This window comes from Shewanella sp. NKUCC01_JLK (assembly GCF_019345615.1).
Classification (GTDB): domain Bacteria; phylum Pseudomonadota; class Gammaproteobacteria; order Enterobacterales; family Shewanellaceae; genus Shewanella; species Shewanella oncorhynchi.
In genome coordinates this window covers 1-15,689 of the sequence record NZ_JAHKRD010000029.1, presented here as the reverse complement: position 1 = coordinate 15,689, position 15,689 = coordinate 1, and the positions used below count along the sequence as shown (strand labels likewise).

Here is a 15,689-nt window from a genome sequence, read left to right as displayed (position 1 = left end):
AATGACTTAAGATAGAAAAGACAAGCATTTTAGACTGTTAGATGACATTGACATAGTCATTTAGCAGGTTAAAACAAAGGCCAGGTAACTTTTGCCGGAAACCGAGCCTTTGGAAAGCCGCTAATAAGGATAAACCGACTTAGCAAACATAACGTTAAAATTCTAATGAAAGGAAATCATTATGCAAATTAATTCTGAAGAAAACAAAAAAATCGAAACTCTAACAACTGCTCAGCTATTAGAGGTTAGCGGCGGTGCAGTTTGGCATGCTTACCTTAACGTTATAAGCGATCATAATATGGGAGCTGGATATGGCTATCAAACAGGTGGGACTGATTTTTTTCCGACTTGCGATAGAATAGACTAGAATATTATTTATTAACCCGCCTTAAACAAGGCGGGTTTAAATACGATTTTTTATAATTTCTACGCAAAAATATTGGGACTGAATATTATATAGGCTTATAGTAATGTATAAAAAATCATCAACTATAGTGTTATTGGCTTTCTACTTTGCTTTAAACACTATATTAATTAGATTATTTCAATTGCCATCGAGTTTTGAATTGATGGATTTTTATATTAAATCACTTCCTCTTACATCTTTTTTGTTTATTGTTTTTTTGTGTTATTTTTCAGGAGAAAAGATTTTTTTTATTCTACCATCTTTTTTAGCAATATTTTTTATATGGTTTTATTTTATTAAGAATTTCTCTGCAATTATATTAGGATATGTAGTGATTGGTGTTATAAGTTCATCTATGTCACCCACTATAAACATCTCCGATTATATCATGTATAAAACAGGGAAGAATATTGAAAGAAATAAAATAGTCAGAGTGAAAAATATTCCATCACCTGATGACTCAAGTTTTATTACTGTTGGAAAAAGAATTGCAGCTATTCCTGGTGATGCTGTTTTTGTTTGTGATTTTGAAGTCTACATTAATGAAATTACATTTTATAAAAATCCAAAGCCAATTTCTGAGTGTCTTCATAAAGAAAACATATTGATTAAAAATGGCGAAATTTATCTTTTAGGGGATAATAAATTCGATAGTTATGATTCTAGATACTTTGGCACCGTGAGTATAGATAATGTAGATGGAATGGCGCAATATAAAATATCTACGGATTCAAAAGTCGTATATTTATAAGTAAAAACTAAAGCCAACATTAAATTAAAATTTATAAATATGAATTAACATTCACTTCAAATTGCTTTATACATAGACAGGGAATCGTTAAGTAGACAACTAGAATTGTTTTAATTGGTAAGGATGCATCTAAGGTAAGCAAAGTCCAATGACTAATTCTACAAGTCCAGTCAGCATCTTAAGTAGGACTTAATATAGGGCCTAGGATTTTTTAGACTGTTAGATGCCGATTAACATCTTCATTTAGCAGGTTAAAACAAAGGCTCGGTAACTTTTGCCGGAAACCGAGCCTTTGGAAAGCCGCTAAGCGGTTAGACCGACTTAGCAAACATAACTATGAAATTGTAATGGAAGGAAATCATTATGCAAGAATTAACAATGAATGAGATTGAGCAGATTAATGGTGGTGATGCATTAACTGGTTTTAATTGGGGGGCTGCGGCGGGAACGGTTAGTGGAGCCGTAATGACAGGAAGTTCAATCGGCGCAACACGAGGAGGGATCATTGGCGGTTGTTTAGGCTTTGCATTTGGTGCAGGATGGGGGGTAGGAACTGTAATTTCTAGACAATTATTAGGCAGTAAATAATCAATTTTATGTGCGCCACTGACATCCTGTGGCGCAAGTAATGTTGTTAATTTTAGGTATAATATGAAAATTAAAACAGTCAACTTTATCATTATTTCATTTATATGCATAACACTCATCTTGGGAATATATCTTTCAAGCAGTGATAAATTCCTTAGCGCAACTTTATTTTCAGGAGCTGTATTTTTTTATTTCTTATTTAAAAATAAAAACTTGTTGCTTTCTAGAAACATTAAAGAACTGGACGAGTCAATAAAAAACTTGAAACATGAAAAATTAATGTGGTTATCATTTGTAATTTTCATTATAAGTTTTTGTTTAGCCACCATTGAATCACCACTAACTTCCTAGACACATTTTAGTTGGGTAAAATAGAAAAAAGGTGCTAATATACGACGACTAAAAACTTAGCCCACCCAAACGTAGGGGGCATCTTTTTAGTAGAGCTTATGTATTTTTACAATATTATTTATTTTCGCAATCGACTCTATTGGGGTGCGGGCTTTTATTATTTTTAACTTATAATAGCCAATTAATTTTGTTGCATTACATTTATTAATTGCGCATAAAGCTTTAATGAAAGACAGATTTATCATGATTAAGAATTTCATTATTAATCATGCATCAGCCATTCTGAGGCTACGGGAATGAGCGAGTATAGATTCGTTCAAATGCTTATGAAATAATCATTCAATATAAAGTCATAAATTTAAATTTTTCAGTAAAAATTTAAGCTGCACTACTCTGTCTGTAAGTAATGTATAAATAATTTACAGTAACAGGCTCATTTTACCAATACATAGCAATTATGTTAAACGGTAAAAAATGCACTTTAATATGTATTAAAGTGCAATTTTCGAGTGTTTTAGCGCTTAATCGATGTGTTTTGTGCATTATCGTTACAAACTTGTCTCAAACTCAGTTTATGCATCACAACATGCATAAATAGTCACATATCTATCAGTCTTTAATATTTCACTCTTAATCAGTAGAGAAAACACGATAGCATGACTGAATAGTAAGTAACTCGCTTTTGGACATTTTCGAGTTAAAGCCTTAACTCTAACTCGTCAGATTCGGATTAAAATTTGCCACAGAGCGCCTTGTTAGCCATTTGCTGCCAACCACTTCTCAAAGGTTTCTGTTGCTTGGTTGGTCAATAGTTTTGCGAATAGTTCTTTATCGCCCAAATATAAGCAGTGCCTGATCATGGTATATGGATTCAAAGTATCAGTTGGAAACTCTTTTTCGAAGAAAGATTTATATTTCTTAAGGGTAGCTATATTCTCTCGCATATAGAAATTGAATTTTCCGCGAGATATCCCCGGCTTTAGCGATACAATCTCTTCCGTAAAACCGTCTACCTTATGGGGTTCAAATTCGAATCCATTGAAAAAGTGGTTAGCTATCTTTAGAAAACTAAACGCATTAAGGATGTGTGCTTTATATTTTTGTTCAACTTGACCAGCCTCAATTTGATCCGATTCTTGGGAAATTTGTTCCGGCGTCAAATCCTCGGCATTTATACTCTCTTCCGTTGCAATCCGAATCTCGCGAAATTCACGGTCCGCCACCTCAAACAATGCAGCAAGAGAATTAATTCTCCGTTTTAACTTGTTGGGTATAGATTTTTTGTACTTGATCTTATGATCTAGCACACTCCATGAGTCTTGAATGATGGTTCGAATTTGAACCTCAAAGCAAAAATCATTGAATTTAGAGTATTCAGGGAGTGCTTTTCTTTGTTCATTCAGCTTCAAATCCAAATGAAGCCCTTTGTATCCGAAGGAGTTTTCCGTACTTTCGATCTGTGCAATCTTGTCAGTAATATCAATAACTTCAAAATGCGCGTATAGAAGGTCTTTGATTTTCTCTATATCATCTTCATATAAACAAACCACCCGAACACCAATAAGGTCTGATATGTGATCAATGATTTGATATTCGCGGCCTTCAGTTTCTAAAATCGTTCTGTACTTCCGGCTAAATTTCTTTACACACTCATCTCGGTCTTTAACTCGACCTTCAATTTTTGATAAGGCAATATCGCTAGCGCTTCTTATTAGAGAATTAACTAGCGTGATAAACGAGATTTTTGCACCATCTAGCAAACCGTGGTGCTCATTGTAGTAATCACGAAACCTTTGTTTCTCTGTCTCAAAATCTAAAGATGACATCGATTTTCCTTTGATGGCAAACGATCATAACGCAACGGTGCGGTTTACCGTTGCCGTGGCTTGTTTTGTGAGTGACAGATTGCGTAGAAGGTGCGCATGATGATGGGCTATTTGACTTCCTTGTATATGAACTCTCCGCATTCCGCCAACATTGGGAATGTTTGTTCCTCACTTGAAGCGGGCTGGCGGTGGCTGCCTGCAAGCTCGCTTCACCTGCGACGCTAACGCTTCAATCGTGCCCCAAAAAGCATGCGCAATTATCCAACTATTTATGTAGCCACTTTGTATCAATACTAAAATTTAGTCAATCTTGACATGTCAGGGTTAGCCTCACGATGTTGAATCGTAATGGGCTTTTAGTTTTATTTTTTGGTAACTTTGACACGCTTTTTACCCTTTTTTGATTCTCTCCATATTTCAATTTTAAATTGCTGAGACACAGGAACCGGTTGGGGAGCTCGTTTTTTGGGAGGCACTTTGGCGGATGACTTAACATCCACCTCAAACTCATCATTCTCGCCATCGATTAGACTAAGTTGCTCGGGATATTTGGGCGCATTTTCAAACTCCCTCTTTAAATCTTCTAGAAAACCAGGAATATTATTGGTTTCATTACCGAATATCTCTATGGCTTGCTGCATTGCTTCATCTGCTGTCAAAGTGCCTTTTTGCACTTTGTGAAATAGAGACTGTAATCGTGAAATAGCCCCGCCTCGATTTCTCACAGTTACGTTCTTTTTACTACACTCGAACGGCTGTTTGGCACTTTCAACCAAGGCGTTATTTACATAGGAAATTTGACTTCGTATTATTTGTAAACCTGATACGAATCCACCGTAATTTGCCACACCCATATATATAGCACCAGCTAAAGCTGCAATCTTTGCCTTACCGCTAATCGACCCCTCTTCGATTTCTAGAGAAATGGAATAATCGGTTAGCAAAAGCGATTTTTCCAGATTAGCTTCCCATTGATCAAATAGCCTAGAGGAATATAACTCGAACTCCCTCTCAGAGAGGCTCGGCACTTTAAGCAAAAAATCAGTCGACCCTATCTCTATCATTCTTCATTCCATCCTCGACATCATGTTCCCTAAAAATTATTAGATAGACTTCTCAGTAATATCGGATATATCGACCAGAAAATTAACATTTAAGGTGCAATCTTTAAACAACCTACAGCCTACTTATGCTTTTCACAACAGAATATTTAGCTTTAATGGCAACGATGAGCGACAAACAGACAGTCGACCTTAGTCAAATATAAAAGTGACTACGATAGCAATGGCAATTCAATATCTATTACGTCAGTGTTTCAACTATCGAATTTCTATATGTTTGGTAGCTGATTTTGCCATGCATCCAGCTCTGGAAAATAAATGATTTGGTCTGGTATTGAAATAGCTTTGAACAAAAAAGTCCACCATTTAAGCGTTTCGGAAAACGCTTCATTTGGAGTTAAGCGTTTATTTTCAGCGTCGCCAAGAGAACATGGTCTACAGATAAAAAAATTATGCATGGTTATGATATCAAGGACCTTTGTCTCGTCAATATTGTCCACTCGTACAAGGTCGATGGTCTTTGCTGAAATAGTCACATCTAATCCTCCATGCAGTTTATAATGCTTATTCGAATTGCAGATCTGATGGCAAACTTGAAGTTCAAGCTTTTCATTCCTAAGTGATTCACTAAATCGTTTCATGCCGTCTAAAGTAACAAGAGGATGAATATTTTTAAATGCTTGCTTTAATAATTCATCGTTATCTAATCGATGGAAAAGCCAATCAATTAAAGACAGATTGGTTGAAGCAACATTAATTGCAGCATAACTTTTTGCATCTTTGAAATTAAATATACTACTTTTCTCTTGCGGGAAGTATTTTTCAGGCACAGCAGCCAAAATCTCCATTTCCCAGTACAGCTTTCTAAGTAACTGCCATATATTTACCAAGCCCAAGGTTCGGTCGGTTGCGATGTTACCTACTGAGTTCTGCATGTTTTCCAGCCTTGTTGAGTGAAAATAGTAACCATATCTTTTCCATTTGAGAGGTATGTTCAGATTAATTGATTGAATCGCCGCCGTTAAAGTAGTCACTTTGTAGCATTACGACAATTTGGTCAACGAGGGGGCTCACAAGACTCTGAAGAATCTCGCTGCTAATAAGCTTTGGGGCGTATGTTCACCGCTTAACGAGTGAACCATCTGTATCACCAGATGAACCTAGGAGCCTGAATAAAGTAGCCGCTCTGACAATGTAAGCTAGCCACGAAAGCTAGCTAAGTAATGGACACTTCTGAGTTACAAAGTGCCAACTAGCAATGTCAGCTCTCTTTACCAACAAGTTATTTGTTGGGGTCGCTTTAGTTTTTGGCATATCAGTTTCTTATTGTGGATAAGGTTTAGTTAAAAGGAACTCTATCTTTCTCTTTTAATCGCTGCTGTAGTCTTGGGTTAAGTGGGCCCATGAACTTGCATGACTTAGCTTCATCACCACGAAATGAGCTGCATGCCACGAAGAGTCTTTTATTTTTACTATTTGCTCGCACAACTTTCGGGGCTTTGCAGTTAGGACAAAGCTGAAATCTGGATTTACAGCTGATGCACTCACCGTAGTTGTCCTTTTTGATAGCAATACCGCCGCAATCATCACAATCAACTGCTTCAGTGAGACAGCCTAAACCTGTAGAGCACTCATACACTCCCCATGCACCCCACTTCGGTTTCATGTATCCAGTTTTACACTTAGGACATTTTCTGGCAGCTAGCTTCTCTGGAGTAAAGTGCTCTGACACAATATTCAATTGATATTCAGGTCTAAGAAGCTCTAGAACAAACTCTGACGGCTCTTTAGGATCAGCTATGAGATAGCATCGTTTTTTTGAGCGGGTGATAGCTACGTAGAATAGGCGACGTTCTTCAGCATGCGGATAGACATCAATGGTAGGCATCAATGCGCTGACAATTTCGTTTTCTTTTCTTTCAGTTGGAAATCCAAAAAAACCCTGATTTAAATCCAAGATAAAGCAGTAATCAGCTTCAAGACCTTTGGAACCATGCAATGTCCAAAAATCCATATTGTTAAAACCACGGTGTCTGCCAAATCTTTCCTTGGCAGCATTCTTCGTCTTATTGTATCTCGACAAAATACTAATAGAAGCTTGTGGGTCGTCTTTGTAGATTTCAAGTATGGCTCTTTCAACTACATTCAACGTGGCTTGTAACGGATCTTTCTCATCATCTTGATTATCCATTAGATAGACTTCAGAGCTATTAACCTGAGTATGAGTAACTATATCCTTTTTGTACTGCTCTGGATTCTTCATTACAAATCCACCAGCAGTATCAGCAATACTGTTGTTATAGCGGAATGTCTTTTGCAGCATCGTTAGAGCATGATTGCCTAGCTTTTCTTTAAACCTAGTCGTGTACTCTAACTTACCACCAGTAAATGCATAGATTGCCTGCCAATCATCTCCAACAACCGTTAGACTACTGTCTTTGGCTTTGAGTAATTCAAGTAAGAAGTTCCAACGAGATACAGAGATATCTTGGAATTCGTCAACTAAGATGTACTTCCACTGAGGCTCGAACATTCCATCACGAAGATACTCAGTCGCTAATAGAATCATATCGTCGTAGTCAATTTGGTTTCTACTTCTGAGCTCGGCAACATATGCTTGACGTAAGCTCTCAATCAGCAACATGTGACTTTTAGCGTTTTGAACCCCCGTTTTTTCCAGACGAGCTTGTATTTCATAACCGTCAATAGCTTCTGAACGAACAGCAGCCAAAGTAGCACTTAGCTCATTAACCGCGTTCTTAATGAAATCCTGTTGCGTAACAGCAGCAATAATTTGTTCTTTCGTAATAGGATTCAACTCGACTTCATAATCAACAAGTTGTCTCTCTAGCTCTGACTCAAGCTCACCATCACACCAGTTGTAATGAAATGTTTTAACCAACCTTGTACCCATACCGTCATGGAGTGCAATCTTCTCATCAATCTGTTGGTTATACTTAATCCTATTGATACCAGCTCTAGTATTGCCGTCTTTGTCGATACCAAAGTGTTCGATGAAAACGTTCGTATCTCTAACTTGGAAATCAGGATGGTACGTAAAGCCAATGTCCTTACCAATCTCGTTTGCATAATTTGGTTCATATTTGTAGTTAACGCCGTTTTTGAACAGCCAGTTACCAATTAAAACTTCTTGATAACCTTTAACTTCTACACCATTTAGTGTGATGTATTTCTTACCTTTTAGGGCTTCCTGATGAGCTTCTTCTGACTCCGCCAAAAATGGGTTATATGCATAGTAAACAGTTTCAATAAATGCATTCAGATTATCCTCACTGTCTTCTATGAACGTCACCAACCAGTTGTTGATGAACTCCTTACGAGCGCCATCTTTTCTCAATCGACTCATTCTGAGCTTTTTGAACTCCTCGACGGACATTTTCTGAGCTTCTGCAATTATCTGAAAGCCACGACTGTGGAATGTTGAGATTTGCTTATCTAAGTCATATGAGATATTTGCTTTCTTGAGCCTTTCTTTCGAGCGAGCTTTTAGTTCTTTTGCTGCTTCACGACCATATGCTAAAACCATCACTTCATCAGGTTTTGCTAGACCACGTTCCAAGATATCTGTTGTTTTAGCGACCATAACTGAGGTTTTGCCAGTACCCGCTGCTGCAAGCACCATGTTATAGTCATCATGCTGTACAACTGACAAACGTTGTTCTGGTGTTAGTGGGTTGTTCTCAATGCAGTCATAAAAAGATTCACGACCTTTAAGTATTCTGCTGGTATGAATAGCTCTTAGCGATTCAGCAGACTTAGATACAGGGCTGAGTTCAGCCAACTTTTTCATTCTATCGAAATGTTCTTGCGATATGTGCGAACTCCAAGATTCACTGTTTTTGTTAAACAAGCAAACCATTGGCTCAATGATGGTCTGAACTTCGGAGATTTTAGATTCTCGAAGATATTGACCAACAGTAGCTTTTGAAAACTTACTGTAAGTGTCTTTAATCTTCGTCTCTATTAATGACTTTATGGTGAAATTGATAGTGTTGAACTGTGGGATTGCTTTTAGATGACTAAGACCACTGACAGTAATGACTCCACTATCTGTAGTTATCTCCAACTTATGTCCAAGCAATGAACGCTCAATCGTACAAAAACCGAGTATCTTCGAGTAATTCACTCTTTGAGTACGAGACTTGTAAACAATCTTGAGAGACTGCTTCCCGAGCACAACCCCTTTGCAACTACCCAGTAAATTAATTCTCGATTTAACGATCTGCTGTGACATTGAAAATTCCTGTATCTATGAACAGGTCAATCATGCCATAGAACACACTCTCGATGAACAGGAATTCATATATTTCACAGTTATGATTGCTTATTTTTCATATGGTTACCAATCTACCAATAATCCATCTAGAATTTGCTGGTCAATGTCTCTGATAACACTTTTAACCAATTCAATTAGATCGAATACGTCTTTCTGAGATACATCAACAGAGAACCCATCTGACTTTTTGCCATTACGATGCACTATGTCATGTCTAATGAAAACTGATGGTCTTAGTTGACCCAATTTAGCCACTGGGAAGTCACAAGCCAAAACTTCTTTGTACAGATCTTTTACTGTATCAATATTATGGAATGAGATTTTATCGATTTCCGCATTTAGCGTCTTATCAAGTGTGTCTAAAAACGCAAACACGTCTTTCTTAGCTAGCTTTTCTTTGAAAACCTGATGTGATTCAACAAATCGACGTTGAACTGCACTTCGGTTCAACACATGGCTTTTCATTGTGTCAGACAGATACGCTTCCATCGCAGTAATCACACTGGCAAACACCATTCTTTGTAGTGTTGCATTTTCCGTTGATTCGTTTAGAACTGCTAGCTCATTCAATGAAGCACAAAAGTTCTGATGAAACTTTGTTTCTCCTGCCTGAACCTCTGCAATATCGTCAAAATCGGTAACCGATCCACCGTTAACTATATCAGTGATATCAAGCACACACTCTGCTTCGTCATCGCAATGCTCTAAAAGAACCACGGCATAAGTTTCAGCATACTTACATGGGAATGTGGTACCTGCGAACCCCTGATGTTCATCATAAACACTATGAAATGCAGATAGCATGAATGACAGTAGTGGCTCACCATCAATGTCAACTTTGGGATTAAAGCAATCGGTATCTAAATCCACACTCGACTTATCAAATGTTTTGGGAAGTGTTTGTAGCCAATCTTGAAAACTATGACTCTCAACAATTTTTAAATCAGCTAGTATCTGGTCAACATCAACATAGATGCTATTTTGATTGCTTTTGCATAACTCTAAGGTCTCTTTCATTTCCATGATCCAAGAGCTTTTAACTTCATTGAAATCCTGTTCAGCAGAACTCAAATCGTAACCTGCCAGCTGTAAACGGCGCTTCAGAGTTTTTGCATCAATCTTATACCCAATGAAATCTTGCAGCTCTTCATCATCGTGAACTTCCCGCACCCTATCTTGCTTAGTGAAAAACCACTCATCATAGTTGTTTTTCCAAGATAGAAGCTCTTGGCGGTTAATATTTATGTCTGCAAAACTTCCCATTAGTTAATCCTTGACTCACATCACTACTTTGATCTGAGCAATCTCTGGTTCATAATCGTCCGACTTAATATCTGGAAAGTGATGTTCTCGTTCCATTACAGACGGTGGACTCGACTCTTTAAGCACAAGATAACTCTTTGACAGTTTGGTAAGTCCCCATTTTACTAGACAATACATTGGTTAGAATAAAGTAGGTCAAATTCCCATCAGTAAAGTGTGATACATAAATGCGCTAGCTTGGAATGGAGCAAAACCTCATTAGCACTTTATGCGCGGTACGCTTCGCCACTTAGTCGTATATTGAGGCGTCAATAAGTCCCTCCGCATTGCCCATTTATGCTCTATGCCTTGAGCCGCAATAAACAGAGTATCACTGCCATAGCGTTGGTTAATGTGATCGAGCGTAAGCATTAGCATTAGCATTAGCGCTTGCTTTGCTGTTAGCGGATTGAACAAGTCTAATTGGCTATGTTTCTAGCTCGCTAAGTCAATCAAACCTAAGTCTATCTGGTATCGTACAGTTAGGGAAATGCACCACAGTTTTATCGCTTACAGGGCGCTCATCATGGGGTGAGTTACTAGCAAATAGCAGTATCGGCTTGCAGACTGAACCATATTTTCACGTCTTAATTTAAGTTAGATAACAGGCCAAAGTGCCTTTTGCACACCACTATCTCTCAATTCAACTCGATTTTTTGCGACTTCTCTTAGTCTATCAACATCGATCGAGATCGGAGAGTAAACATCCTCACCTTCTATCCAAAAGCAAATATGAAAAATATGAAAGCCATCCTGCCTCAACAATTTCTCAAATTCTGAGTTTAATGGTCGAGTAAATACATCAGTCCAATACGGAAGTCCTTTCCGTAGATTTTTCTTTGCATCTTTTAGACTCTCTTCAACGATACTCATCAATATCCTCATCAAGACACAATGTGCGTCATTTCAATAATATGAATCACCACTATTATACTAGACACCAGTGAACCTAATGTAGTACACACTTACAATGTCACAGAAGTGATCAACGACACAAGTATGTGACTCCCGAAAAGCATTTGCATTTTAATTATCATTAAAGTGCAGTTTTCGTGAGTTATAGCGCTTAAACGATGTGTTTTGCGAATTATCGTAACAGATTCATGCAAAACTCAACTTATGCAACGCAATGTGCATAAACAGTCACATATCTATTAGTTTTTAATGTTTCATTCTTAAAATCGACTCAGACTAAACTCAGAACAAAGTATCACTTAGCAGCTTTGTATTTGTAGCGATCTTTAATTGCCATGACATAAAGTCTACACTTCTTGCTATAGGGCCAAATTCAGTGTTCCACACAATTACGAACTAAGAGTTTCAGGCTGGCATAAGGACATTGTCTTTTCTAACCAGTTTAAAAACTCCAATTCATTGCTTCCTAGTCTTTCTGTGTGGCTGAGCAGTACATAACGATGTCCAGATTGAGTTAATCCAAATGGAGCCACCAGCCTCCCGTTTTTCAAGTCATCGATTATCAGAGGATATGACCCTATAGCAGCCCCTAAACCGTCAACTGCCGCCTGTAAGCAGAAATAAAAATGCTCAAAGGATTTAGACTTATTGATATTAAAGGCATGTGTTGAACGTGATGACCAATCTGACCATGCAGAAGGTCTCGTTTCACTATGAAGCAAAACGATATCATCTAAGTTGTGCTGAGCTTTGTTCCAATATTCAGGGGAAAAAACAGGGCCAACCCACTCATTGACTAAGTTGTGTGTCGTATATTCTGGGCTAATATCGAAGTCATCACGCCGGATGGCTAAAGATAATCCTGTTTCACATAAATCCACAGGCCCTCCTGCTGTTGATAGTCGAACATCAATACCCGTAAGCTGGAAAAAACTGGCCAGCCTAGGCATCAGCCAGCGCATAGTTAATGTGGGCTCACAGGAAACTTCAAGATGCTTATTGCTTTCCCTCGTTAGCTTCTTAACTCCATTATCTAGAGCATTAAACGCAATATCAGTGTACAGCTTGAGTAGCTCACCTTCTTGCGTGAGACACATTCCTCTACCTTGTTTGTAAAACAGTAACTTCGACAAATGGCTCTCTAGCAATTTAATTTGCTTACTCACTGCTCCGTGAGTGATATGAAGTCTTTCTGCTGCCTTACTGTAACTCGATGACTCTGCCGTAATATGAAATACATAGAATGCTTTTAAATGTCTCATCTGTGACTTTTTCTCACATTTAGGATGCCTTTTTTTCGATTATAACTTACCAATAAATCTATACAATTATTTTAAAATCATGAACAGTTAGGATAGAAAATGGAGTTAATAAGTTTTGCAGTATTTGGGCTTTTAATCGTAGTAAGCCCTGGTGCTGACTTTGTTTTAGTATTTAAAAACAGTGCAATTTTTGGCAGAAAAGCGGGCATATTAACGGCTCTTGGGATAGGGATTGGTGTTTGTGTGCATATTACCTATTCAGTGATAGGGATTAGTCACTTAGTTTCTCAGAATGCGGTTTTATTTAGCATAGTGAAGTACATTGGTGCGGCGTATTTAATTTATCTCGGTGTAACAGGGTTAGTCAGTTCTAAGTTGAAATTAGACTATGAAAACTCAACAGACCAACCCACACATGCTCGAAAGTACATATTTCAAGGTTTTTTGTGTAATGTATTGAATCCTAAAACAATGCTTTTCTTTCTAAGCGTCTTTAGCCAACTAATCTCAGCCAATAATGAAGGTATGTCTTTCGTTATTAGCTATGGCGTTTACATTGCACTTCTACATATGGCTTGGTTTTGTATAGTCGCTTACCTAGTCACATCTGTACACGCGAGTCACATAATTAAAAAGTTTGGTCATAGAATTAATCAGGCGTGTGGATTGGGTCTAATTGCTTTTGGTGCAACATTATCAATAAAAGCCTAAATTCCACCTTTCACGTCATAAGGAAGTATGGTGCTAATCCAGTGGTACGAACTACCACTGGGAAATTGCTCTAACTCACTTTGGGACAAATGCGTGTTAGATTCCCAACTCTAATTTTTGAGTTTCGGATTAAGATTTCTATGGGTAACGCCGCGTTAAGCGGACTAAAACTGTGGGTTATAACGTGTAGCGAAGCGAAACGTAACCCACTGTTTTAGTTCTGTTTAAACGCCTTGCTATGCGTGTTTACACTTTTGCTCGAACTACGGTTTGGCTTGTAATTCGATTGTTTATTTTTTGTTTCCAAGCGAGTTGTTTCTCTGACAATTTTCGTTTGTTTTTTGTGTCCATAAGAAAGCTATATTCATTTTCAAATATATAACCTAGTTTATAAGCATGGATTATTAGATCTTCATTTGCGTTAGCTGAGTCATTTTTAGCTATTCGTTTTAGACCAGCAAATAAGTTACCAGTATCAATGCCAATAAATTTGTTAATACAAACATTACCAACGTAAGTCTTTTGATTGTTGAGTTGGTTTTCAATATAACAAAGCTCTTTAATCGATTGCCCACAGGGACAATTATCCCAGTCTTCATTTATTTCAACACCAACAAGTTTCCACTCGTTTTTTGCATGATGAAAGTCAGTTGAATTGGACAAAGGCAATATATGCTCTTTTAACTTCTCAAAATTATGTTCCATGTAGAAGACTCCTCATCAGTACGCATAACGCCCGCAGCACGCGCGGCTTTGTAGTGGAGGCGAAGCCGCAACGAAAAAGCCGTCGCTGTGCCTGCGCTTGTTAACTGTAACTGGCAACCAACTTGGTGCATTCATCGATAATTTCCGGAACGCAGCTTTCTGCTGTGATGCCTATGTTCTCATGGTCGTATTGTTCGTGTGCAAGAAGACCAAATGCTGCCAGCTTAGTTGGCCAATCAAGATCACGGTTGATTTCTCCGAGCTTGGCACAACCAAGGTTAGGATCAATATCACCAGCCAATATTTTCTGAGCGATGCTCACTGCATCAGCTAACATTTCGATTTTCGCGGTTTCTTCCATAGTTTGCTTTTACAGTTAACGCCGCCAGCAGGGGCAGACAAAGCGCGTCGCGGTTTGGCAGTCCCTCTGGCTGGCCTTGTTAACTGTGGGATTGAATAAGCTCATCGACCCACGCTTTAAGTTTTGGGATTACCTCATTAATTTCAGACTCAAAGCCCTCTTTGTCGAAGTATTCCTCAGTTTCAATTTTGTACTGCCAATCCCTACCTTGCTGCTGAACTGAATAGGGTATCCCCTCCAGGGCTTCGATTGACTCATAAACTATTTGTGCAAAAGCATCACGATCATTACGATTTTTATCGTATTTCTCTATTTCGTTTAAAAGTCTTTCTAATACGGTTTTATTCGACATTACCAACTCGATACTTTCGTACAGTTAACGCATTACTAATGGGCTGCCGCAGCGTAGCGTAGGCAGTCCCGTAGAGGCCACGCTGTTTGTGGCCGGAACGAAATTAAGTAACTTGTTATATGTTATATGGCATTTTTTTCACCAGCTTTACGATACTCTGCTGTATCCATCTTTTTAATTTGCAAGTAACCTAAAAACAACGATATAGGACAAATAGTCATTATTAAAATTCTAGAAACTGTGCTCATTGACTCACCTGGGATGATGTATTCGATCCCAAGCACTACCATCAAGAAAACTAGTCCTCCATAGATGAAAAAATCTACCTTTCTCTGGATTTCTAATAGTGATGAATTGCTAAGTTTTTGCGAGCATTTAGGGCAATGAAATAATGTTTCCTTTTTTGTTTTTTCCAAGTTTTTCAATAGTAAGTAACCGAACTCCTCAGAACACACGGGACATTTCATCGAACTTTCCTAAATGACATATAACGCCCCAAGCAGGGCAAGTACATGCAGGCTAAAATACGGAACGAAGTGACGGGAGACTGCATGTAATTGTCCCGCTGACTTGGTTTGTTATGTGGCCTACTTTGTAACCATATAAGTCTCGGCAGACAAGAACCAGCTCTTTTTGTACATACACTCTACGATAAATGCATATTGGATATCACGACTTGGAAATTGTTTATTGTAGTGGCACACTAATTTTGGCCACCTAAATAGAGGTGATATTATTACCTCGTAGATGACTTTAGGTGAAAACATGAGATCGACAACCAGAAAAACATTTAGTGCTGAA

General features: G+C 38.0%; 15 protein-coding genes and 1 pseudogene. 4 read left to right on the top strand and 12 right to left on the bottom strand.

Annotated features, from left to right (window positions below):
* Nucleotides 1-181: 181 nt before the first annotated feature.
* The 3 genes from KO537_RS22695 (at nucleotide 182) to KO537_RS22685 (ending at nucleotide 1,745) form a co-directional block, all read left to right on the top strand.
* Entirely contained in the window at nucleotides 182-367 is a 186-nt protein-coding gene (locus KO537_RS22695) for a hypothetical protein (RefSeq protein WP_219235988.1), read from the top strand.
* A gap of 103 nt (nucleotides 368-470) precedes the next feature.
* Nucleotides 471-1,157, top strand: a complete 687-nt coding sequence (lepB, locus tag KO537_RS22690) for a signal peptidase I (protein WP_219235986.1) — start codon at nucleotides 471-473, stop codon at nucleotides 1,155-1,157.
* A 363-nt stretch (nucleotides 1,158-1,520) separates the two neighbouring features.
* Nucleotides 1,521-1,745: a bacteriocin-like peptide gene (locus KO537_RS22685; RefSeq protein ID WP_219235984.1), complete on the top strand. Its 225-nt coding sequence runs from the start codon at nucleotides 1,521-1,523 to the stop codon at nucleotides 1,743-1,745.
* 1,106 nt (nucleotides 1,746-2,851) lie between these two features.
* Here the strand turns inward: KO537_RS22685 and KO537_RS22680 are convergent.
* From KO537_RS22680 to KO537_RS22645, 8 genes and pseudogenes are all read right to left on the bottom strand, one after another.
* Entirely contained in the window at nucleotides 2,852-3,922 is a 1,071-nt protein-coding gene (locus tag KO537_RS22680; RefSeq protein ID WP_219235982.1) for a (p)ppGpp synthetase, read from the bottom strand.
* A 362-nt stretch (nucleotides 3,923-4,284) separates the two neighbouring features.
* Nucleotides 4,285-4,986, bottom strand: a complete 702-nt coding sequence (locus KO537_RS22675) for a hypothetical protein (RefSeq protein ID WP_219235980.1) — start codon at nucleotides 4,984-4,986, stop codon at nucleotides 4,285-4,287.
* Between the two features lie 266 nt (nucleotides 4,987-5,252).
* The gene (locus KO537_RS22670; protein WP_219235978.1) at nucleotides 5,253-5,918 is read right to left on the bottom strand and encodes a hypothetical protein; all 666 of its coding nucleotides are present in this window, start codon (nucleotides 5,916-5,918) and stop codon (nucleotides 5,253-5,255) included.
* A 404-nt stretch (nucleotides 5,919-6,322) separates the two neighbouring features.
* Nucleotides 6,323-9,238: a UvrD-helicase domain-containing protein gene (locus tag KO537_RS22665; protein ID WP_219235976.1), complete on the bottom strand. Its 2,916-nt coding sequence runs from the start codon at nucleotides 9,236-9,238 to the stop codon at nucleotides 6,323-6,325.
* A 105-nt stretch (nucleotides 9,239-9,343) separates the two neighbouring features.
* Nucleotides 9,344-10,543, bottom strand: a complete 1,200-nt coding sequence (locus tag KO537_RS22660) for a HEPN/Toprim-associated domain-containing protein (protein WP_219235974.1) — start codon at nucleotides 10,541-10,543, stop codon at nucleotides 9,344-9,346.
* A 258-nt stretch (nucleotides 10,544-10,801) separates the two neighbouring features.
* Nucleotides 10,802-11,162, bottom strand: a pseudogene (locus tag KO537_RS22655) (DUF4113 domain-containing protein); the annotation flags it as partial.
* 17 nt (nucleotides 11,163-11,179) lie between these two features.
* On the bottom strand, nucleotides 11,180-11,455 hold the full coding sequence (locus KO537_RS22650) for a hypothetical protein (RefSeq protein ID WP_219235972.1): 276 nt from the start codon (nucleotides 11,453-11,455) through the stop codon (nucleotides 11,180-11,182).
* 431 nt (nucleotides 11,456-11,886) lie between these two features.
* Nucleotides 11,887-12,759, bottom strand: coding sequence for a LysR substrate-binding domain-containing protein (locus KO537_RS22645; RefSeq protein ID WP_219235970.1), 873 nt, complete (start codon nucleotides 12,757-12,759; stop codon nucleotides 11,887-11,889).
* A 99-nt stretch (nucleotides 12,760-12,858) separates the two neighbouring features.
* Between KO537_RS22645 and KO537_RS22640 the strand changes: the two genes are divergently transcribed.
* Nucleotides 12,859-13,470, top strand: coding sequence for a LysE family translocator (locus tag KO537_RS22640; RefSeq protein ID WP_028759805.1), 612 nt, complete (start codon nucleotides 12,859-12,861; stop codon nucleotides 13,468-13,470).
* 246 nt (nucleotides 13,471-13,716) lie between these two features.
* Here the strand turns inward: KO537_RS22640 and KO537_RS22635 are convergent, their stop codons facing one another.
* From KO537_RS22635 to KO537_RS22620, 4 genes are all read right to left on the bottom strand, one after another.
* Nucleotides 13,717-14,175: a hypothetical protein gene (locus KO537_RS22635; RefSeq protein ID WP_219235956.1), complete on the bottom strand. Its 459-nt coding sequence runs from the start codon at nucleotides 14,173-14,175 to the stop codon at nucleotides 13,717-13,719.
* A 100-nt stretch (nucleotides 14,176-14,275) separates the two neighbouring features.
* Nucleotides 14,276-14,536 carry a hypothetical protein gene (locus KO537_RS22630; protein ID WP_219235954.1) on the bottom strand — a complete coding sequence of 87 codons (261 nt, stop codon included), beginning with the start codon at nucleotides 14,534-14,536 and terminating at the stop codon, nucleotides 14,276-14,278.
* 79 nt (nucleotides 14,537-14,615) lie between these two features.
* Nucleotides 14,616-14,888: a hypothetical protein gene (locus tag KO537_RS22625; protein ID WP_219235952.1), complete on the bottom strand. Its 273-nt coding sequence runs from the start codon at nucleotides 14,886-14,888 to the stop codon at nucleotides 14,616-14,618.
* Between the two features lie 122 nt (nucleotides 14,889-15,010).
* Nucleotides 15,011-15,355 (bottom strand): hypothetical protein, encoded by a 345-nt coding sequence (locus KO537_RS22620; protein WP_219235950.1) that lies wholly within the window; start codon nucleotides 15,353-15,355, stop codon nucleotides 15,011-15,013.
* Nucleotides 15,356-15,689 lie beyond the last annotated feature (334 nt).

Excerpts from the sequence above, each read along its gene's own strand:
- KO537_RS22695 (WP_219235988.1), top strand. The coding sequence starts at position 182 with ATGCAAATTAATTCTGAAGAAAACAAAAAAATCGAAACTCTAACAACT.
- lepB (WP_219235986.1), top strand. The coding sequence starts at position 471 with ATGTATAAAAAATCATCAACTATAGTGTTATTGGCTTTCTACTTTGCT.
- KO537_RS22685 (WP_219235984.1), top strand. The coding sequence starts at position 1,521 with ATGCAAGAATTAACAATGAATGAGATTGAGCAGATTAATGGTGGTGAT.
- KO537_RS22680 (WP_219235982.1), bottom strand. The coding sequence starts at position 3,922 with ATGTCATCTTTAGATTTTGAGACAGAGAAACAAAGGTTTCGTGATTAC.
- KO537_RS22675 (WP_219235980.1), bottom strand. The coding sequence starts at position 4,986 with ATGATAGAGATAGGGTCGACTGATTTTTTGCTTAAAGTGCCGAGCCTC.
- KO537_RS22670 (WP_219235978.1), bottom strand. The coding sequence starts at position 5,918 with ATGCAGAACTCAGTAGGTAACATCGCAACCGACCGAACCTTGGGCTTG.
- KO537_RS22665 (WP_219235976.1), bottom strand. The coding sequence starts at position 9,238 with ATGTCACAGCAGATCGTTAAATCGAGAATTAATTTACTGGGTAGTTGC.
- KO537_RS22660 (WP_219235974.1), bottom strand. The coding sequence starts at position 10,543 with ATGGGAAGTTTTGCAGACATAAATATTAACCGCCAAGAGCTTCTATCT.
- KO537_RS22650 (WP_219235972.1), bottom strand. The coding sequence starts at position 11,455 with ATGAGTATCGTTGAAGAGAGTCTAAAAGATGCAAAGAAAAATCTACGG.
- KO537_RS22645 (WP_219235970.1), bottom strand. The coding sequence starts at position 12,759 with ATGAGACATTTAAAAGCATTCTATGTATTTCATATTACGGCAGAGTCA.
- KO537_RS22640 (WP_028759805.1), top strand. The coding sequence starts at position 12,859 with ATGGAGTTAATAAGTTTTGCAGTATTTGGGCTTTTAATCGTAGTAAGC.
- KO537_RS22635 (WP_219235956.1), bottom strand. The coding sequence starts at position 14,175 with ATGGAACATAATTTTGAGAAGTTAAAAGAGCATATATTGCCTTTGTCC.
- KO537_RS22630 (WP_219235954.1), bottom strand. The coding sequence starts at position 14,536 with ATGGAAGAAACCGCGAAAATCGAAATGTTAGCTGATGCAGTGAGCATC.
- KO537_RS22625 (WP_219235952.1), bottom strand. The coding sequence starts at position 14,888 with ATGTCGAATAAAACCGTATTAGAAAGACTTTTAAACGAAATAGAGAAA.
- KO537_RS22620 (WP_219235950.1), bottom strand. The coding sequence starts at position 15,355 with ATGAAATGTCCCGTGTGTTCTGAGGAGTTCGGTTACTTACTATTGAAA.